Origin of the sequence: Kribbella sp. NPDC048928 (assembly GCF_043197975.1) — a bacterium.
GTDB lineage: Bacteria > Actinomycetota > Actinomycetes > Propionibacteriales > Kribbellaceae > Kribbella.
In genome coordinates, this window is record NZ_JBICUC010000001.1 from 598098 (window position 1) to 615602 (window position 17505).

Below are 17505 nucleotides of genomic sequence, written 5' to 3' on the forward strand. Positions count from 1 at the left end.
CGATGATCATCATCGGTGTTTGTGCCGGACGTACGCGGGGATCGCCAGCCAGAACATCAGGAACCACATCAGTACGCCGGCAACCACCGCGACGGCAGCGCCGCGCGGGAGTACGACGTCCAGCGCGATCAGCAGCCCGCCCGAGATCGAGACGACCAGGAACCCCATACCGACGCGAGCCAGATGGTCCGAGATCGTGACCAGCCGGTCCCGCAGGCCCTGCTGGTAGAGGAACCGGTGGAACGCCACGGGCGCGAGGAACAGGGCGACCGCGAGCGCGGCGGTGATCAGCGTGACCGCGTAGACGGCGTGGGTGAAGCCGTCAGTGGTGTGGAACTGGTTCTGGAACGCGATCCCGAGCAGAAACGCGAAGAGGATCTGCGTTCCGGTCTGCACCAGCCGCAGCTCCTGCAGCAGCTCGCTCCAGTGCCGGTCGAGGCGCTCGCCGGAGGTTTCCCCGTCGCGCTCGTACGGGAGCGGGTCCATGGTGCCTGCCTTTCGTCGCGCCTCGGCCACCCAGTACCCCACCAGACACGCCGGGCACCTGACAGCCCAGTGATTGCCCGGTGATTGCCCGGTGATTGCAGCGTGCGCGACCGGGCACCGGATCGGTCGACCGAGGAGGAGACAGGTATGCGGGCACTGGTCCTGAACTGCACATTGAAGCCGTCGCCGGAACCATCGAACACCGATCAACTGGCCGCGGTCGTCGTCGACGCACTCCGGCGCGAGAAAGTCGAGGTCGAACAGGTCCGACTGGTCGACCTGACGATCAGCCCCGGCGTCAGCACTGACGAGGGATCCGGCGACGAGTGGCCGTCGGTGCACGAGAAGCTCCTGCGCAGCGAGATCCTGGTGGTCGCGACGCCGACTTGGGTAGCCCGGCCGTCGTCGGTCGCCCAACGGATGCTCGAGCGGATGGACGCGATGCTGAGCGAGACCGATGACGACGACCGGCCGGTCGCGTACAACAGGGTCGCCGGAGTCGTTGTCACAGGCAACGAAGACGGCGCGCACCACGTCATCTCCGAGATCAGCGGCGGGCTCGGCGACATCGGCTACACGGTCCCCGGCCAGGCCTGGACGTACTGGAACAAGGGCCCCGGCCCCGGCCCGAGCTACACCGACACCGCCGAGGGCCACGACTGGTCGGCCAAGACGGGCCGAACGATGGCCGCGAATCTGGTCGCGGTCGCCAAGGCCCTGGCCGAAAACCCGGTTCCTGCTCCCGGATGAGGTGACGCATGAGTGAGAACGACTGCCTGATCCCAGCGAGCGTCGAGGACGTGTTCGCGTCTCCCCCCACCGAGCGCAGCGCCCGATACCAGGCCAGCGCATGATGGTAGTTCGAGTCGATCAGCGTCCCGTCAATGTCCAGTACGGCATACGCCTCCGCCTCCTCGGCCGACATCCGCAGCCATCTCGTGGCCTTCGCATGGACCTGCCTGATCCGTCGGTACCCCGAACCAGGCGGCTGTGTGAGGGGTTTTGTGCACCACCCACGGGGAACCGGCCGGGGGAGATCGCGTACAGCAGACTCAGGAGGTTCTGATGCCCGGCAAGTCGTCGAACGTCAAGAACGAGAAGCAGTACGAGGCGCTCAAGGACAAAGGAATGTCCAAGGAACGCGCCGCCAGGATCGCAAACTCACCGAAGGCGAGCCAGCACGGAGGCGAACAGAGCGGCAAGGGCGGCGACGCCGACCAGGGCGGCACCACCGCGCAAAAGAAGAAGGCCGGACGCAAAGGCGGAAAAGCCGCCGCAAACTGAACGAGGCCGACGCCCCGGCCGACAGCACCACCGAGGAGACCGGCGCGGAGCGACGTGCCCGGCATCTGATGGAATGAGGGAGACAGCCATGAGCACGATTCCTACACCGCAGGGGCCGATTCCTCCGCTCGGAGACCCGGATCGCGTCGTTCCCGGTACGCCGGACGACGATCCGGACACCACGACCCCGGACCCGGAACCCGATCCCGACGAGGACCCCGACGAGCAACTCCCCCGCGACACAACACCCAGCCGGTAAGGCCCCGCAGACTAGGGAAGCCGGTGCAGGAGGGCAGTACGATAGCTGACAGGAAGCGGTGCGGATTGCTGCCGGCACTAGCTGACGATGCCCGCCACGCTTGGAGGCCAACCGGATCTCGCCGCTCCAGCTCGTCCAGACATCGCTGCCGGGCCATCACCACTCGGAGCCGGGCCTCGTTCATCGGTGCGCTGTTCAACGCCGCGTAGCTGGCCAGCCAGTCACGGCACAGCTGGTCCGTACTGCCAGTCGACTGCGGCATCTGTTCATTTCGGCTCCCGGCGAGTCGTTCGCCGTACCAACCGATCGCGCGCGGCGATGCCACCAGCAGCAGAGCCAGTACGCCGAGAGCAGCAGCCCCCAGGGAACTTGAGCAGCACAGCACCCGCGACGATCGCTCACCGCGTTCGCGCCGGTCCTCCGGACGGCGAACGCTCCGTGGTACTCGCAGCTGCTCACCTCACAGGCCGCCGTCGGCGCCTCCCGGGTCGAGATCGTGCTCACGCGGTACCCGCTTGCCGGGCGGCTTATGCACGCTCGAGCGAAGGCTGCCGTACTGACGGGTCGATCCACCCCGCCAGCAACTGCCCGGCGAAGAGGTCGTCGACGGCCAGCGCGCTGCGTGCGCCGAACAGTACGTCGCCGAGCGCATCCGGATGCTCCTGTACGTAGGAGCCGCACAGGTCGTGCGCCGCGATCTGCTCGTGGACCGCATCGGCCTCGATGTGCTCGGTGAAGTAGCGCGCCTGCTCCTCCGAGGCACCCAGTCGGGTGGCTCCCGTCGCGTACTGCCGGTTCGGCAAGGTCGACGTCATCTCGAGCGCGGCAAGATGACCGATGAGCGCGGCGGTCCAGCGACTGTGCAGCGCGAACACTGACATCACGTTCGACACCGCCAAAGTGACGGCCGGTACGTCGGGAACGTAGTGACCGTAATCGTCGTTCAGCCCCAGCCACCGCATCGTCGTCCGGAACAGCTCTGAGTGCATCCGCTCGCGCCGGCCGCCACCGTACTCGTCGGCCTCGATCTCGACCAGCGCGGCCTTGGCCGCACCGCTGAGGCGCGGGATGCCGAAGCTGTGCGGGTCGGCCTCCTTGAGCTGGTACACCGAGCGGTTCAGCACGAACTCGCTGAACTGCGCGCGGGTCGCATGCCGACGCAGGTACGGCGCGAGGCGCGGACCGTCGGAACCGTCGATGATCGCGCGGAGCTGTACTGCGACCGGCCGCTTGTCCGGAACGACGCGGCAGTTCGCCTCCAGCCAGGCGAGCCACGGTTCCTCGAGCCGCGAGCGGAAGGCGATGACGTCGGGATCCCATTGGTACGCAGGGTCTATCTCGTCGAATCCCCGGTACTGCAGTTCGTTGGCGATCCACAACGCCAACTGCAGATCCCCATCGATGTACGGCCGGCAGGACGCCTGGACCTCGGGATGCGGCGCGCCGTGGTTGCTGTGCGTCAGACGATCGCGCAACCACTGGCTGAGCGGACCCCGTGGCGGTGGTAGCTGCATGCCACTCCGGTACCCCAGATCCACCCTCGTAGCTCCGTTCACCCGTGGGTACCGAAGGAGAATGACCGAGATCCGCGCCTACCCGGACGGCCCGCTCCTCGTTCGCGGCGAGTTCGAACTCCTCGACGAGAACGGCGACCCGATTCCGGCGTCACGCCGTACTGTCGCCCTGTGCCGCTGCGGCCGCACCGCTATCCCGCCGTTGTGCGACGGCACCCACACCCTGCCCGTCAACCGGCCGCACCCTCATCCGGCGAAGACCTCCGCAAGCCAGGGCGCAACTCGCTCCGCGCCGAGCGCTCGAAGGTGATCCACGGGCGGATCCTCGACCAGTACACGTACGTCGTCCAGCCCGCCCGGGGCGTACTCCTCCGCGCCGTCGATGAGCTCATGCAGGCATTGCCGGGTGCGGCGGACAGCGCCGCTCCGCAGGTCGAGAAGGTCGCCCCGAACCCCGTCCCGTAGAGCGGACCAACGATTCTCCGCGATCCGCCAGGACGGTGCCGGGGCCGGAAGGCCACCGCGCCGATGCAGCTCCGTGAGCCGCGCAGCAAGCGCGTAGACGAACCGCACGATCGCGCTCGTCCGCTCCGTCGTCGCCTGTACGTCGAGCACGCGGAGCTCGAGCGTCCCGTACAGCAGATGTGGGCGGAGCTCCCACCACCACTCCGACGGATCGTCCACGGCTCGCCCGCGAACGGCCCACGCCAGGTCCTCCGCGAACTGTTCCCAGGACGCAATGATCGGCGGCACTCCTTGACGTGGCAGCTGCGCCGCGATCACCGGGCGCACCGAGCACAGACCGCTGTCCCGGCCAGCGCGGAAGGGTGCGGCACCAGCCAGCGCCGCCAGCTCCGGAAGCAGGTCCCGCAACGCGTGGTAAACGGCCAGAGTGGAGTCCGCGTCACCGAAGGCCAGATGGATCTGCAACGACGAGACCAACTGGCGTTGGATCACCTCGTGGTACCGGGTGCCGAGGCCGGCCGCTCGCGCCGTCGCCGACAACTCCACGGGTCCGTCTACCAGCGGGTGCACCGGTGCGGCGATCAGCGCCAGGCCAGGGTCGCACGCGGCCGCCAGCAAAGCGCGGCATCGGCGCAGCTCCGCGACGGCCGCGACCGGGTCCTTGTGCACCGCGGTCGCGATCTCGAGCTGGCAGGCGGGCAGTTCGGGCTTGATCCGCACGTCGTCGACCATCCGTACGAGGCCGGCCGCACTCGCGGGCAGCCAGCTGTCGCGGTGCACCACGAGCAGCTCCTCTTCGAGGCCGACAGTGCCCGCCGTCGTCCCGGAGAACACCGACCGGAGACGGTCGGCGGACAGGAAGTCAATGTCGGTCACCCCAACCACCTACTCTCTGCTTTCCCCGGCAGGATCGGCTCAGGGTTGGAGGAGAACCTTGACGGCACCGTCGCGCTTGTGCTGGAACATCTCGTACGCAGCCGGGCCGTCCGGCAACGGCAGCCGATGGGTCGCGAAGCTGTCGACCTGCAAAGGATCGTCGTCCGTCAGCAGCGGGAGGATCTGGTCGCTCCATCGACGTACGTTCGCCTGGCCCATCCGCAGCTGGACCTGCTTGTCGAACATCGTCAGCAGCGGCAACGGGTCCGCTGCGCCGCCGTACACACCAACCAGGGAGATGGTGCCCCCGCGGCGAACGATCTCCACCGAGGCCTGCAGAGCCGCGAGCCGGTCCACGCCGGCCTTCTGCACGAAGGCGCGCTGAACGGCAGCCGGAAGGAGCCCCGCGGCCTGCTGACCCAGCCTCGCGACCGGCGAACCGTGAGCTTCCATGCCGACGGCATCGATCACCGAGTCCGGCCCACGGCCATCGGTGAGATCCCGGATCCGGTCGGTGAGGCCGTCGCCGTACTCGAGCGTCTCGACACCGCACCCCCGGGCCCGCTGCAACCGTTCGGGCACCAGGTCCACACCGAGCACCCGGTGGCCCCGGTGCAGCGCGATCCGGCAGGCCATGTCACCGATCGGTCCGAGGCCGAGGACGACCACGGTCCCACCGTCCGGAATCCCGGCGTACTCGACCGCCTGCCAGGCCGTCGGAAGCACGTCGGACAAGTAGACGAACCGGTCGTCCGGCGGACCCTCCGACACCTTGATCGGGCCGTACTGAGCTTGCGGCACCCGAACGTACTCCGCCTGCCCGCCCGGAACCTGCCCGTACAGCTTCGTGTAGCCGAACAGCGCCGCACCCATCCCCTGATCGCGGACCTGAGTCGTCTCGCACTGCGTCTGCAGCCCCTGGACGCACATGAAGCAGCTGCCACAGGCGATGTTGAACGGTACGACGACCCGGTCGCCCGGTTTGAGCCCTGGGACCGCAGTACCGGTCTCCTCCACGATGCCCATCGCCTCGTGCCCCAGCACGTCGCCGGCGTCCAAGAACGGCGTGAGCACCTCGTACAGGTGCAGGTCGGAGCCACAGATTCCCGTCGAGGTCACCCTGACGATCGCATCCGTCGGCTCCTGGATCCGGGGGTCCGGTACGTCGGCGTACTCAATCTTCCGTCTACCCTGCCACGTCAACGCCTTCACGAGTCCTCCACCGCAGTCATTTGTCTCCGGTCAGGGCGCTCGGTACCCGCACGCCACGGCGCTACTCGAACCCATCTCGGCGGTTGGCTGCGCAGGCCGGGCTTGAGTCGGCAACCTCGTCCGCGTAACGTGCGATATATCGCGGGCGAGAGGTCCAAGATGTGGCTTCGCCGGGCTCGCGGTGTTTCGGTTGGAGCGCTTTCATGAGCACGGCGCCCCACGAGCTGGAGCCTGCGACCGGCCGGACCGAGTTCGCGGCGCAGATCTGCGACGGTGACGCGGGCCCGCTGACAGCGACTGCGGAGAGCACTCACCAACTGACCGCTTGATCCTTCATACAAGTCGCGATTCGCGACGGTCTCTCAGGCGGCCCGGAGTACTCTTGACTGGCACCAGCACCGGCACAACCAAGCGCCGCACCGGCTGGGACAACACAGGCAGACCAAGCCCCAGATGGCACCGAGCAATCCAGTCCAGGCCCCGGTCACCGAGCCGCGGCGCAGCGGGCCCGGCGTGACAGGTGATGCCTTTTCGCGCCTGGCCCTTGAAATGCACCAGGCGTCCAGTGTGGAAGAGACTGTCCAAGCCGTGGTCGACTTCGCGCTGCACGCGCTGACCTGCGATTACGCAGGGGTGGCGCTCCGCGCCATCGGCGGCCGGCCAGACATCCCTGCCGTCACCGATCCGGTGGTCGCCGGGATCTACTCGTTCCAGCTCGCGACCGGCGTCGGTCCTCTGGTGGTCTGCATGGACGGCCGGACAACCATCAGCGTTCCCGACGTCGCCCACGATGCACGGTGGCCGCGCTGGGCCGAAGAAGTTCTCAGACTCGGCGTACGCAGCGTGCTCGACGTACCGCTGTGGACCACTGCCGACGCCGTCGGTGTTCTCGGCCTGTACAGCAAGCGCGACAACGCGTTCGGGCCCGACGACGAGGCCGTCGCGCACATCCTCGCCCGGCATGCCACTGTCGCGCTGGCGACCGCCCGGCGCGAGGAGAACCTGCGCGTCGCGGTCGATGCCCGGAAGCTGATCGGTCAGGCGATGGGAATCCTGATGGAGCGCTACGACCTGGACAGCGACCGAGCCTTCCAGGTCCTCAAGCGCTACTCCCAGGACAGCAACATCAAACTCCGCGAGGTAGCCCAGAGCTTGATCAACAGCCGCCACCTTCCAGACCGCTGAGGTCCGCAGGTTCGGACGGTGCGGTGAGTTTGGCGCGCCCCTGCCTGGGTACCGCTGCGCTGGTCGATCGAACGAACGGTCCGGCCATCCAGGGCGAACACCCGGAACGAGGCGGCGAGATCCTGGTCGAAGACACCGCCGACGAACCCCGCTGGCCCGCCTGGAACCGCTCGCTGACCGAACTCGGCGTCCGCACGCGTACTCAGCTCACGCCTGACCACCGCCGGCGCGACCATCGGCTTCCTCACCTGGTACGCCGACACATCACACGGCTTCGCCCCAGACACCATCACTACCGCCCACCCGCACGAGCCCTCGAACACAACCCGAACTAACCGCGGACACCGGCAATGGAGCCCTCGAGGATCTACCGGGCGCGAATTGCCTTGCCTCGGTCCTGTGCCGGGCAGTTGCCCCCTGTCGTTCGCGGTACCCGAATTGCCGGCCAACACGCCAGATCTGATTCACTTCTTTTAATTGTTGTTTTTTGACAACTACTATGGAGTGGTGATCGAGACAAACAAGTCCCGCACCAGCGACGGCAGCAGGGCAAGCGACGCTGCAGCCGTCGAGCAGGCTTCGCTGGCATTGTTCGAGCTCACTCTGAAGGCTCTGTCGGCGTCGCGGCAGTTGTCAGTACTGCAGTTGCGGGTACTGCTGGCCGTCGAGCAGCACGGCCCGCTGAATCTCGGCGACGTTGCCGGGCTACTTGATCTGTCCAAGCCGTCAGCGAGTCGTCTGGTCACCAAACTCGTCGACGACGGCCTGATGTTGCGACGTACGCCGGAAACCGATCGCCGACAAGTCGAACTGGTCGTGTCAGCCAAGGGCCGCCGCCAACTCGGCAGTCTGCGGCGTGGACGCCAGCGCGAGATCAGCGACGTACTGGACGCTATGCCACCCGATCGGCGTCAGGCGCTGATCCACGGCCTGGCGTCCTTCGACACCGCTGCGTCCGCCGCTCTCAAACCGGATCGCCACTGATCCGCTCAGCTGGCTATCAGTTGTCCTATATGTACTTTTAGCACTTCACAACTACCACACGAATAGGCCGAACGGTCGATGGGCACCGCAAGGTGTAGACGGGCGCAAGGGCTGCACCACGGCCGATCCACGGAGCGCGCCCAGTCAAATGTCTATAGATCGGTAGGGGTGAAACAGTGTGACGGGCAAGCAGCAGACTGTCGTTGTGACCGGGGCCAGTGGAGGCATCGGGCGTGCGAGCGCGATCGCGTTCGCACGGCGCGGAGCCAAGGTGGCGCTGCTGGCCCGTGGAGAGAAGGGCTTGGCCGGGGCCGCGAAGGAGGTCGAAGCCGCGGGCGGTACGCCACTGGCGATCCCACTCGATCTGGCCGACTACGACCAGGTCGAACGCGCTGCGCAACGCATCGAGAACGAACTCGGCCCGATTGATGTCTGGGCCAACGTTGCCTTCACCACCATTTTCGCACCCTTCACCCAGATCGACCCCAAGGAATACAAGCGCGCCACCGAGGTGACGTACCTGGGCTACGTGTACGGCACGCGGGTAGCGCTCGACCGGATGAAGCCTCGCGATCACGGCGCGATCGTGCAGGTCGGGTCGGCGCTGGCCTACCGTGGGATCCCGCTGCAATCGGCGTACTGCGGGGCCAAACACGCCGTCCAGGGATTCCACGACTCTCTGCGCTGCGAGCTGCTGCACGACAAGTCGAACGTGCACGTCACGATGGTGCAGATGCCGGCGGTGAACACGCCCCAGTTCTCCTGGGTCCTTTCCCGGCTGCCGAAGCACCCACAACCCGTACCGCCGATCTTCCAGCCCGAGGTCGCCGCCGGCGCCGTCGTGTACGCCGCGGATCATCCGAAGCGTCGCGAGTACTGGGTCGGCGGTCCGACAGCGGCCACCTTGATCGCGAACAAGTTCGCTCCCGGCATCCTGGATCGGTACCTCGCCCGCACCGGTTACAAGTCGCAGCAGGTCGACCAGTTCGACCCACACGAGGCTGCCAACCTGTGGGAACCGGCCGACGGCAAGGACGGTTACGACTACGGCGCCCACGGCGTTTTCGACAGCCGATCGACCACCCGCAGTTATCAAGTGTGGGCTTCCCGGCATCACGGTCTGCTCGGCTTGCTCGGCGCGGGCGCCGCCGCGGTCGCCGGAAGCATCGTGGCGTCACGGTCACGGACCAAGTGAGGCCGCGATGCCTCTGCAGCTGGAGGACTACGGGCTGATCGGCGACACTCACACCGCGGCGCTGGTCGGCTATGACGGATCGATCGACTGGCTCTGCGTGCCCCGCTTCGACTCCGGTGCCTGCTTCGCCGCGCTGCTGGGCGACGAACGCCATGGACGGTGGCTGCTGGCACCGGCCGGCGACCATCGGGCCACCGATCGCCGGTACCGGGGCGACTCTCTGGTGCTCGAGACCGACTTCGCCACGGCCGACGGCACCGTCCGCGTCACCGATTGCATGCCGGTCACCGGCGAACGGCCCGACGTGTACCGCCGTGTCGAGTGCCTGTCCGGGCGGGTCACGATCCGCAGCGAGGTAGTCATCCGTCTCGACTACGGCAACGTTGCACCCTGGATCCGCGATACCGGACGCCGTTGTACAGCGCTGGCCGGCCCGGACAGGTTGACTCTGGACTCCGACGTCGAGCATCACCGCGATCACGGCGACCTGGTCGCACAGTTCGAGCTCGCTGAGGGCGATCACGCCGAGCTCCGGCTCACCTGGTCCGCACCGCGTGACCGGCCCCCGAAGCACGTCGATGTCGGCAGAGCAATCAAGCGCACCGAGCGCTGGTGGCACAACTGGGCCTCCCAGTGCCGCTACGACGGCCGCTACCGCGACGCCGTCGTACGCTCGCTGATCACTCTCAAGGCGATGACCTACCACCCCAGCGGAGGGATCGTCGCCGCTCCCACCACCTCACTGCCAGAACAACTAGGTGGCGTACGGAACTGGGACTACAGGTACTGCTGGATCCGCGACGCCACCTTCACCCTCCTCGCGCTGCTCGGTGCCGGCTACGAGAACGAGGCGAAAGCCTGGCGCGAATGGCTGCTCCGCGCGCTGGCCGGGCGCCCCGAGCAGATGCAGCTCATGTACGGCGTCGAAGGCGAACGACACCTCTCTGAGTACGAACTCGACTGGCTACCCGGCTACGCCAATTCCCAGCCCGTCCGCGTCGGAAACGCCGCCTCCGAACAGTTCCAACTCGATGTCTACGGCGAGCTGATGGACGCCTTGCACCAGGCGCGCGTCCACGGAATACCACCGGAGGAATCCGCCTGGGAGGTTCAGCAGGAGCTCCTCGACTTCCTCGAGGGACACTGGAGCGACCCCGACGACGGCATCTGGGAGATGCGCGGCGGCCGCCACCACTTTGTCCACTCCAAGATCATGGCCTGGGCGGCGGTCGACCGAGCCGTCCGCGGCGTCGAGGACTTCGGTCTCGCCGGCCCCGTCGACGACTGGAAACGCCTCCGCGAGACGATCCACGACGAGGTCTGCGACAAAGGCTACGACTCCGGCCGGAACACCTTCACCCAGTACTACGGCTCACGCTCGCTCGACGCTTCCGTACTACTGATGGGATCGGTCGGATTCCTGCCCGGCACCGACAAACGCTACCGCGGCACCGTCGACGCCATCGCCGACGAATTGACTCACGACGGTTTCGTCAGCCGTTACAGCACAACCAAGAAGTCCGAACAGGTCGACGGACTTCCGCCCGGCGATGCGTCCTTCCTGCCCTGTTCCTTGTGGCTCGCCGACGCTTACCTGCTTACCGGTCGCAAAGCCCAAGGCCGCAAGATCTTCGAGCGGGTCCTTGACCTCAGCAACGACCTGGGCCTGCTGTCGGAGGAGTACGACACCGAACAACACCGGCTCGTCGGCAACTTCCCCCAAGCCCTCACCCACCTGAGCGTCATCAACACCGCCCTCGACCTGCACTCCGCCCAAGGACCCAGCCACCGCCGAGCCCGCCCCTCCGGAAGCCGGTGACCATGACCGACAATTCCTCAGCCCGCCATCGCATCCCGGTCATCGTGCTGTCCCTGGTGGGTTTTGCCATCGCGACAGTCCTGACTCTGTTCCAGGTCGGAGTCCTGGACTCGATCTGGGACCCGGTCTTCGGCGACGGAAGCCGGCAAGTCCTGACCTCCTCGGTCTCGGAGGCGCTACCGATCCCCGACGCCTCACTCGGCGCCGTCGCCTACCTGCTCGAAGCCATCCTGGAATCCCTCGGAGGCACGAACCGGTGGCGCGACAACCCCTGGATCGCCGCCGCAGCAGGACTCATCGCCGCCGGCCTCGGCCTGGCCGCCCTCGGGCTCATCGCGCTCCAAGCCCTCGTCGTCGGAGCCTTCTGCACCCTGTGCCTCTGCTCAGCCGCCATCTCCCTGATCATCGCCTACCTCGTCGCCCCCGAAGCCCTCGCCGCCGCACGCACCCTCAAACAAGACGCCAACACAATCAACAATCCGTCGCCAGGCCGGCACACGCGACCACGCAAACCTGCCGACCCCTCACAACAGTAGGGAGCTCGCAACCGAGCCAACCGGTGCTCTACTCGGACGCGTTCACCGCCGCAGGCCACGGATGGTTGATCGGATTTGGCTACGGGTGCCGGCTAGCGTCCTCCCTGCTGATCGAGGTTTGCGAGACGTTCGGTCAGGACTGCCTGCTCGGCCTCATTACTGGTCAACTCGAGAGCTTGCCGATAGCCGACCCCGGCTTCGTCATCGCGATTCAGTCGAGGGCCGGGATCTTCCCGCCCTGGAGAACGGCGGCTGCGGATAACGCTCAGGATCGTCGGGGCCAGCTTCATCGCCGGGGTCTATCCGCTGATCCATCTGTGGCCGGTCGGCTTCCGGTGGCAGCCGCACCATCCCGGCTACGAGCAAATGATCGCGGTCATCTACGCCGTCCTCGGGATCTTCCTGATCCGCGCCTCCCGCCACCCGCCCGAGCACCTGGCACTGGTGTGGTTCACCGTCTGGTCGAGCGCGGCTCACGCCGCCGTAATGGCCGCCAGCGCGATCAGCAGCGAACCCGGCTGGGGGCACCTGATTGGTGATGTGCCAGCCTTGCTGATCGCTGCCGCAGCACTCGCAGCGTTCGCGCCATGTCGGCTGGAGGCACGCACCGACCCGGGACGGCTCGCCGCGGGAACACGCCGCCATGGCCATGGGAAGCCCAGCCGCCGGGTCGGCTCACGAACTCGGTTCCCCCGCGACATCAACCAGCCATCGCGAGCCGACGGCAACCGCAGCAACGGACTCGATGAGCGCCGCCAGCAGCGAGGCGGCCTCGAGCCCCACCGCAGCCCATTTGATGCGCCGAGGCCGGCGGTGACAGTTGAGTCAAGCACCGACGGGCATCTGTACGCGATGGGCGATGTGCGTCAGGTTGCTGCTGGCCGCGCTCCTGCTCGCGCTCATGGTCGCTCTCGCTCGGCGCACCCTCACTGCCGCCCATCCCACCCACCACCAGCAGGCCGTCCAGATGGCCAACATGGCCGGCCACCACGCGACCACACCGGAGGTGAAGAAGCTCGCCACCGCGATCAAAGCCGCCCAGGACCCGGAGATCAATACCCTGTCGGGCCGGCTCACCAACTGGGGCAAGCCCGTCCCGACACCGTCGCACGGCGACCGCGGCACGCACGAGATGCCCGGCCTGATGAGCGAGGACGAGATGTCCGACCTCGGCAACGCCGATGGCGCGATGTTCGACCGCATGTGGGCCCAGATGATGATCGAGCACCACCAGGGGCGCGGTCACCATGGCCAAGACCGTACAGCCCGACGATCTCGCCCGACCGCACGACCAGATCGACTATCAGATCGACGACCTGGTCACGAGTCAGGTCGGCCAACGCACGACCCGACAGCACGGACGCACCATCACGCTCTGGAGTCACGTGATTGGCGGAGTTGTTGATCGACCAGCAGCCGTTGTCGATGACAACCAGCTTCGAGCGGCCGCCGGCTCGACGGATGATCGTGGGCGCGGAATACCGGCTGTCCGCGGGCTGGGACGAGTCGTGGGGGTCGTCAGGGTGGGTCAGGGTTCGGGTTCTCGAGGATCTCGTCGCGTTCGCGGACGACGCTGTGCCAGCTCGGCTCGTCGATCGGGGCGACTATCCGGTAGCGGCGGATCGTCGGCAGCAGCTCAGTCAGGTCGCCCAGGACCTGGTAGCCGCTGGCGTCGGCGAGGCGGCGGTGGAAGTCGGCGTTCAGCTGGACCAACTCGTCGTACGCGCCACGGTCCAGCACTGCGGTCATTTCGGTCTGCACGGCCTCGAGCTCAGTGAGCTGTTCGTCGGTGGGCTGCTCGGCGGCGAGCCGGCCCACCAGACCCTCGATAGCCTCCCGGGCGAGAACCTCAGCTGCCTCTACAGGCAAACGGGCCGCCCGCTCGAAGCGGAGACCGAAGGCCGTGCCGTGTTGGACGTCGCACGGCGCACGAGCGACCGGACTCTTGAAGCCCTGGTCCTTCTAGAGCTCGGCACAGTGCTCCTTCGACGCGCCACAGCCGCCGACGCCGGCGACTATCTGGAAGCGGCGTTGACACTCTTCCGGGACATGGAAGACCGAACCGCTGAGTCGCGAGCGCTTCAGATGCTGGGCGTCCATCATCGCACCGCCGGACGGACACAACAGGCCGTCGAACATCTAGACGCCTCGTACACGAAGGACGCCTCCCAGATCTTCGAAGCAGCGGAGGACATCGCCGCTCGGACGGGCAGCCACGACCTGCTGGTACGGATCCAGCACAGTCATGGGCTGATGCTGCTACGGTCCGGGGAATTCCCTACCACCTTGGGTCTGCTCCGCTGCGCCTGGAATATCGTGCGACGGCACCCCACTCCGACCTGAGAAACTCGGTAAGGGTCGCTTTGGGCGATGCCTTCTTCAGCCACTCGTCGGCCAGGCAAGTACCGGCTCAAGTCACCCTTTGCGTCTCGACCCATTTGTTCCTGACCAGCAGCGACCACTGTGGCCGGCCGGTGCCGTGCCGGCGTCCCGCAGTTCGGGGTCCTCACACCTTGCGACTCGACCGAGCCCCGTCCAGGCCCCAGGAGATGATCGTTTCAGGCGTGATCGTGATGATCTCCCGGGAGAAGTACGGCACCGGCGGCTCGTGGTCTGTCAGCGCCACCGCTGAGCCGCGGATCTCGACGCCGCGCGGCATCCAAGGGTCCACCGACGCCAAGTCGTCCACGACCAGTGAGACCGTGCTCCCTCGCTGGATGTTCCTGAACTTCTGGGAAGCCCCGAGCGCGTGCCCGCCGATCGTGATCGTGCCCGAGGTGGCGTCGACTAAGAAGCCGACCGGGTTGTTCTGCACTCGGCCGCTGGCGGAGACGGTGGCCAACCGGCCGAGGCGCTGGTCTGCTAAATAGTCGAGTTCAGCCTGCGTGAAGGTCATGCGCTCAGTCTCCAACCTTGCCCCTAGGGTCAAGCCAAGTCCTTCACCGCGGACTCTTTCTGCACTGAGCTGGTATCTCGCCCTACGGGAACACCACGACAGCGGCCGAACGCAGCCTCCTCACCAAACTCGCTAGACCATAGACACTGGCGCGACTCAGATCGAGCCGTTCCGCGACTGCCCCAGTCGAAAATCGCCCCTCCCCCCTCCCCCATCGGCCAGTCGTGCACGGACCGCGTGCCCGCACATCGCTCGACCTCCGCTCGGAAGATGGGTCGGCGGGCGCCGGTCCAGGAACTCAAGTGCCAGAGTCGACGAGTTCCCGAACGAAACGCACCGGCCGCCGGAGTAGGTCGGCGACATTGGATGACTGGTCGAGCGCTGGCCGCCCTCGTCACGCAGGGGAGCGGGCGCGGTTAGCGGGTCCAGTCGATCTCGACGCCAACGTAGTTCTCCGGCTCGGCGGCCAGGCCGGCGAAAACGGCGCCTGCCTCGCTGGGGGCGACTTCGTGTGTCACGAGGCTCGTCACGTCGAACGATCCCTCCGCCATCAACGACAGCAGTACGGCGCGGTTGGCCGGCTCGGTCCATTTGTCGTGGACCGTCGCATGCGTCGGTGCCGTCCACACGTGGGCACCGATGATGCTCAAACCCTTGCGATGCGCCTCCGCGTACGGGCTGAACCCCTCGACGATACCGCGCGTACTGCCGAGCAAGATCACCCGCGCGCCCTGCGCTGCCAGCTGCAGCGCGGGCACGAACGCCGACGCAGCGCCGGTCGCCTCGATGACGACGTCGAACCCGCCGGGCGCGATCGCAGCAGTCTCACGGTCCGCCGTACCGGAGGCTGGATCGATCGCGGCGGCCATCCCGAACTCGAGCGCCTTCGCGCGACGCTCCGCCACCAGGTCGTACGAGACGACCGGATGCCCACCGGACAGCCGCGCCAACCGCGCGGCGAGCAGTCCCACCAGGCCGGCACCGACCACAGCGACACGGTCTCCCAACTGGAGACTCGCCTTCCGTACGCCGTTCAGCGCGATACAGCTCAACTGGCTGAAGGCCGCCGTCCGATCACTGACGCCATCAGGGATACGAGTGATCCGGGCGAGCCGTTCCGGACGTGCCTCGAGCACGATCGATGCGTGCGGCAACGGACCGGTGATCCGGTCGCCCGGCCCGAACCGCTCCATGCCCTTGCCCACGGCAAGCACCTCACCGGCGAACGAGTACCCCGGGTAGTACGGCTCGTCCCGCTCCGGCGGACGCTCGGTGGTCCGGCCCAGGTAGTTGGCGACCTCGGTGCCGGCGCTCACCATCGTCACGCCTGCCTTGGCCAGGATGCTGCCGGGCGGAAGCTCGTCCGGCAGGTCGAACCGTTCGAGTTCCATCTCCCCGATGCGCGCCGAAACGAGACGATGACCTTGCACAAGATCCTCCTCAGATCGCGGCACAGCGCCGCAGGTAGTCGATGGAAGGTACGGCGAGATCGTCGATCTCACCCGGCGCCTCGAACGCCGCCACGGACCGGATCCCGTCCGCCGTACGGAGCGCGTCGATTGCCGGACGGGGCACTGCATCGGGCCGGTAGTCGGCAACAAGCACGGAGTCTCCTTCAGGTATGACGGGAGGTGGCGGCAATCGCCCTGTTCACGGCGGCCGCCGAGAACAGGTTGTCGACCGCGATCCGGGCCAGGCCGATCAGGCCGGCATCGTCGCCGAGGGTGCTCAGCCGTACGTCGAGGTTGCGGGTGGCCCGGGCCAGTGAGCGCGGGTACAGCGACTCCCGGATACCGCCGATCAGCGAGCTCGACCCCAGATCGCCGCCGACCACGAGCACGCCGGGATTGACCATCGAGACCACGGTCGCCATCACCTCACCCAGGCGGCTGCCTGCCTCGTGCGTCAGACGCAGCGCATCGACGTTGCCCTCAGCAATCAATCGCTTCACGTCACTGCCCGACCTGACACCGAGGGCGTGCGCGACCGCTCGACCGCTGGCGACCGTTGCGAGGCACCCCGACGATCCGCACTGACACCGTCCGGTCTCCCCCGCGAGCCGGATGTGCCCGATGTCGCCGGCGCCGCCGTCGATGCCGTGATAGATGACGCCGTTGATCACCATGCCGGTACCGATCCCGGTCGACACCTTGACCAGGCACAGGGACGGGCTGCCGGAGTAGTTCACGGACTGCTCGCCGACCGCCATCGCGTCGGCGTCGTTCTCGACGAAGACCGGTAACCCGAACGATTCCTGCAGGTGCTCGATGATCGGGTACGCGTCCCAGCCAGGCATGATCGGCGGCTGACTCGGCCGCCCGGTCTGCGGGTCGACCGGACCGGGAATCGAGACCCCGATGCCGCCGAGGGTCTGCCGGTCGATGCCGGCGCCGTCGAGCAACCGCAGGAACGACTCCACGAGCGTTGTCAGCAGGGCCTTCGGTCCGTCCAGGACGGCGACGTCCAGTCTCTCGTCGGCCAGGATCGCACCATCCAGCCGGGTGAGCGCGGTCCGGCTGTGCGTTGTGTCGACGGCCGCGACCGCGAGTACGGAGTTCTCCACGTTGAACTCGAGACGCAACGGCCGGCGTCCGCCGGTCGCGTGACCGCCGTCGGTCTCCCGGATCAGCCCGCTCTCGAGGAGCGCGTCGACGCGTTGTGCCACGGTCACCCGGCTCAGGCCTGTCACTTCCTGGATCTCGCGCCGCGTCGCCGCGTCGCCGCCACGAATCAACTGCAAGACATCGCCCGGTCCCGAACTCATCAGCCGCCTCTCCCCCTGACTCTCGACCTG

Annotated in this window: 22 protein-coding genes and 1 pseudogene; 12 read left to right on the forward strand and 11 right to left on the reverse strand. The window is 67.2% G+C overall.

The features are described from left to right. Nucleotides 1-9: 9 nt before the first annotated feature. Complete coding sequence (locus ACGFI6_RS02790) at nucleotides 10-486, reverse strand: DUF6328 family protein (RefSeq protein WP_393114836.1); 477 nt, start codon at nucleotides 484-486, stop codon at nucleotides 10-12. 147 nt (nucleotides 487-633) lie between these two features. Between ACGFI6_RS02790 and ACGFI6_RS02795 the strand changes: the two genes are divergently transcribed. The 3 genes from ACGFI6_RS02795 (at nucleotide 634) to ACGFI6_RS02805 (ending at nucleotide 2029) form a co-directional block, all read left to right on the forward strand. Further along, nucleotides 634-1236: a flavodoxin family protein gene (locus ACGFI6_RS02795; RefSeq protein ID WP_393114837.1), complete on the forward strand. Its 603-nt coding sequence runs from the start codon at nucleotides 634-636 to the stop codon at nucleotides 1234-1236. Between the two features lie 315 nt (nucleotides 1237-1551). Beyond that, nucleotides 1552-1770, forward strand: a complete 219-nt coding sequence (locus tag ACGFI6_RS02800) for a hypothetical protein (protein ID WP_393114838.1) — start codon at nucleotides 1552-1554, stop codon at nucleotides 1768-1770. Nucleotides 1771-1858: 88 nt separating this feature from the next. Next, nucleotides 1859-2029 (forward strand): hypothetical protein, encoded by a 171-nt coding sequence (locus ACGFI6_RS02805; protein WP_393114839.1) that lies wholly within the window; start codon nucleotides 1859-1861, stop codon nucleotides 2027-2029. A 527-nt stretch (nucleotides 2030-2556) separates the two neighbouring features. Here the strand turns inward: ACGFI6_RS02805 and ACGFI6_RS02810 are convergent. Further along, nucleotides 2557-3543, reverse strand: coding sequence for an iron-containing redox enzyme family protein (locus tag ACGFI6_RS02810; RefSeq protein WP_393114840.1), 987 nt, complete (start codon nucleotides 3541-3543; stop codon nucleotides 2557-2559). Between the two features lie 61 nt (nucleotides 3544-3604). Here ACGFI6_RS02810 and ACGFI6_RS02815 point away from each other — a divergent pair, with 61 nt between their 5' ends. Continuing rightward, a complete protein-coding gene (locus ACGFI6_RS02815; RefSeq protein WP_393114841.1) occupies nucleotides 3605-3853 on the forward strand; it encodes a CDGSH iron-sulfur domain-containing protein in 249 nt (82 codons plus the stop codon). Here the strand turns inward: ACGFI6_RS02815 and ACGFI6_RS02820 are convergent. Together ACGFI6_RS02820 and ACGFI6_RS02825 are read right to left on the reverse strand one after the other, a co-directional pair. Further along, the gene (locus ACGFI6_RS02820) at nucleotides 3790-4884 is read right to left on the reverse strand and encodes a YbdK family carboxylate-amine ligase (RefSeq protein WP_393114842.1); all 1095 of its coding nucleotides are present in this window, start codon (nucleotides 4882-4884) and stop codon (nucleotides 3790-3792) included. The genes ACGFI6_RS02815 and ACGFI6_RS02820 overlap by 64 nt on opposite strands. A 39-nt stretch (nucleotides 4885-4923) precedes the next feature. Continuing rightward, a complete protein-coding gene (locus tag ACGFI6_RS02825; protein WP_393114843.1) occupies nucleotides 4924-6096 on the reverse strand; it encodes an alcohol dehydrogenase catalytic domain-containing protein in 1173 nt (390 codons plus the stop codon). Nucleotides 6097-6299: 203 nt separating this feature from the next. On the opposite strand from ACGFI6_RS02825, the gene ACGFI6_RS02830 reads away from it, so the two are divergent. The 6 genes from ACGFI6_RS02830 (at nucleotide 6300) to ACGFI6_RS02855 (ending at nucleotide 11815) form a co-directional block, all read left to right on the forward strand. Beyond that, on the forward strand, nucleotides 6300-6425 hold the full coding sequence (locus ACGFI6_RS02830; protein WP_393114844.1) for a hypothetical protein: 126 nt from the start codon (nucleotides 6300-6302) through the stop codon (nucleotides 6423-6425). 238 nt (nucleotides 6426-6663) lie between these two features. Further along, nucleotides 6664-7281 (forward strand): GAF and ANTAR domain-containing protein, encoded by a 618-nt coding sequence (locus ACGFI6_RS02835; RefSeq protein WP_393114845.1) that lies wholly within the window; start codon nucleotides 6664-6666, stop codon nucleotides 7279-7281. 507 nt (nucleotides 7282-7788) lie between these two features. After that, the gene (locus tag ACGFI6_RS02840) at nucleotides 7789-8265 is read left to right on the forward strand and encodes a MarR family winged helix-turn-helix transcriptional regulator (protein WP_393114846.1); all 477 of its coding nucleotides are present in this window, start codon (nucleotides 7789-7791) and stop codon (nucleotides 8263-8265) included. A 178-nt stretch (nucleotides 8266-8443) separates the two neighbouring features. Beyond that, nucleotides 8444-9460: an SDR family oxidoreductase gene (locus tag ACGFI6_RS02845; protein ID WP_393114848.1), complete on the forward strand. Its 1017-nt coding sequence runs from the start codon at nucleotides 8444-8446 to the stop codon at nucleotides 9458-9460. 7 nt (nucleotides 9461-9467) lie between these two features. Continuing rightward, a complete protein-coding gene (locus ACGFI6_RS02850; protein ID WP_393114849.1) occupies nucleotides 9468-11279 on the forward strand; it encodes a glycoside hydrolase family 15 protein in 1812 nt (603 codons plus the stop codon). A gap of 2 nt (nucleotides 11280-11281) precedes the next feature. Beyond that, nucleotides 11282-11815 (forward strand): vitamin K epoxide reductase family protein, encoded by a 534-nt coding sequence (locus tag ACGFI6_RS02855; protein ID WP_393114851.1) that lies wholly within the window; start codon nucleotides 11282-11284, stop codon nucleotides 11813-11815. A 92-nt stretch (nucleotides 11816-11907) separates the two neighbouring features. On the opposite strand, the gene ACGFI6_RS02860 is transcribed toward ACGFI6_RS02855, so the two are convergent. Further along, nucleotides 11908-12105: a hypothetical protein gene (locus ACGFI6_RS02860; RefSeq protein WP_393114852.1), complete on the reverse strand. Its 198-nt coding sequence runs from the start codon at nucleotides 12103-12105 to the stop codon at nucleotides 11908-11910. Nucleotides 12106-12124: 19 nt separating this feature from the next. Here ACGFI6_RS02860 and ACGFI6_RS02865 point away from each other — a divergent pair. Continuing rightward, a pseudogene (locus ACGFI6_RS02865) lies at nucleotides 12125-12337 on the forward strand (DUF6632 domain-containing protein); the annotation flags it as partial. A gap of 349 nt (nucleotides 12338-12686) precedes the next feature. Beyond that, nucleotides 12687-13220, forward strand: coding sequence for a DUF305 domain-containing protein (locus tag ACGFI6_RS02870; protein ID WP_393114854.1), 534 nt, complete (start codon nucleotides 12687-12689; stop codon nucleotides 13218-13220). A gap of 113 nt (nucleotides 13221-13333) precedes the next feature. Here ACGFI6_RS02870 and ACGFI6_RS02875 read toward each other — a convergent pair whose 3' ends face one another. The 6 genes from ACGFI6_RS02875 to ACGFI6_RS02900 all read right to left on the reverse strand — a co-directional run bounded on the left by ACGFI6_RS02875 (nucleotide 13334) and on the right by ACGFI6_RS02900 (nucleotide 17475). Beyond that, nucleotides 13334-13684, reverse strand: a complete 351-nt coding sequence (locus ACGFI6_RS02875; RefSeq protein WP_393114855.1) for an FCD domain-containing protein — start codon at nucleotides 13682-13684, stop codon at nucleotides 13334-13336. Nucleotides 13685-13777: 93 nt separating this feature from the next. After that, on the reverse strand, nucleotides 13778-13954 hold the full coding sequence (locus ACGFI6_RS02880; protein ID WP_393114856.1) for a hypothetical protein: 177 nt from the start codon (nucleotides 13952-13954) through the stop codon (nucleotides 13778-13780). Between the two features lie 367 nt (nucleotides 13955-14321). Continuing rightward, complete coding sequence (locus ACGFI6_RS02885; RefSeq protein ID WP_393114857.1) at nucleotides 14322-14711, reverse strand: PPOX class F420-dependent oxidoreductase; 390 nt, start codon at nucleotides 14709-14711, stop codon at nucleotides 14322-14324. Between the two features lie 416 nt (nucleotides 14712-15127). Then, nucleotides 15128-16102 (reverse strand): zinc-binding alcohol dehydrogenase, encoded by a 975-nt coding sequence (locus ACGFI6_RS02890; RefSeq protein ID WP_393114858.1) that lies wholly within the window; start codon nucleotides 16100-16102, stop codon nucleotides 15128-15130. A 49-nt stretch (nucleotides 16103-16151) separates the two neighbouring features. Further along, the gene (locus tag ACGFI6_RS02895) at nucleotides 16152-16316 is read right to left on the reverse strand and encodes a hypothetical protein (RefSeq protein WP_393114859.1); all 165 of its coding nucleotides are present in this window, start codon (nucleotides 16314-16316) and stop codon (nucleotides 16152-16154) included. Nucleotides 16317-16326: 10 nt separating this feature from the next. Beyond that, entirely contained in the window at nucleotides 16327-17475 is a 1149-nt protein-coding gene (locus ACGFI6_RS02900; RefSeq protein ID WP_393114860.1) for an ROK family protein, read from the reverse strand. Nucleotides 17476-17505 lie beyond the last annotated feature (30 nt).

Excerpts from the sequence above, each read along its gene's own strand:
- ACGFI6_RS02790 (WP_393114836.1), bottom strand. The coding sequence starts at position 486 with ATGGACCCGCTCCCGTACGAGCGCGACGGGGAAACCTCCGGCGAGCGC.
- ACGFI6_RS02795 (WP_393114837.1), top strand. The coding sequence starts at position 634 with ATGCGGGCACTGGTCCTGAACTGCACATTGAAGCCGTCGCCGGAACCA.
- ACGFI6_RS02800 (WP_393114838.1), top strand. The coding sequence starts at position 1,552 with ATGCCCGGCAAGTCGTCGAACGTCAAGAACGAGAAGCAGTACGAGGCG.
- ACGFI6_RS02805 (WP_393114839.1), top strand. The coding sequence starts at position 1,859 with ATGAGCACGATTCCTACACCGCAGGGGCCGATTCCTCCGCTCGGAGAC.
- ACGFI6_RS02810 (WP_393114840.1), bottom strand. The coding sequence starts at position 3,543 with ATGCAGCTACCACCGCCACGGGGTCCGCTCAGCCAGTGGTTGCGCGAT.
- ACGFI6_RS02815 (WP_393114841.1), top strand. The coding sequence starts at position 3,605 with ATGACCGAGATCCGCGCCTACCCGGACGGCCCGCTCCTCGTTCGCGGC.
- ACGFI6_RS02830 (WP_393114844.1), top strand. The coding sequence starts at position 6,300 with ATGAGCACGGCGCCCCACGAGCTGGAGCCTGCGACCGGCCGGACCGAG.
- ACGFI6_RS02850 (WP_393114849.1), top strand. The coding sequence starts at position 9,468 with ATGCCTCTGCAGCTGGAGGACTACGGGCTGATCGGCGACACTCACACC.
- ACGFI6_RS02855 (WP_393114851.1), top strand. The coding sequence starts at position 11,282 with ATGACCGACAATTCCTCAGCCCGCCATCGCATCCCGGTCATCGTGCTG.
- ACGFI6_RS02860 (WP_393114852.1), bottom strand. The coding sequence starts at position 12,105 with ATGAAGCTGGCCCCGACGATCCTGAGCGTTATCCGCAGCCGCCGTTCT.
- ACGFI6_RS02880 (WP_393114856.1), bottom strand. The coding sequence starts at position 13,954 with ATGTTCGACGGCCTGTTGTGTCCGTCCGGCGGTGCGATGATGGACGCC.
- ACGFI6_RS02885 (WP_393114857.1), bottom strand. The coding sequence starts at position 14,711 with ATGACCTTCACGCAGGCTGAACTCGACTATTTAGCAGACCAGCGCCTC.
- ACGFI6_RS02890 (WP_393114858.1), bottom strand. The coding sequence starts at position 16,102 with ATGGAACTCGAACGGTTCGACCTGCCGGACGAGCTTCCGCCCGGCAGC.
- ACGFI6_RS02900 (WP_393114860.1), bottom strand. The coding sequence starts at position 17,475 with ATGAGTTCGGGACCGGGCGATGTCTTGCAGTTGATTCGTGGCGGCGAC.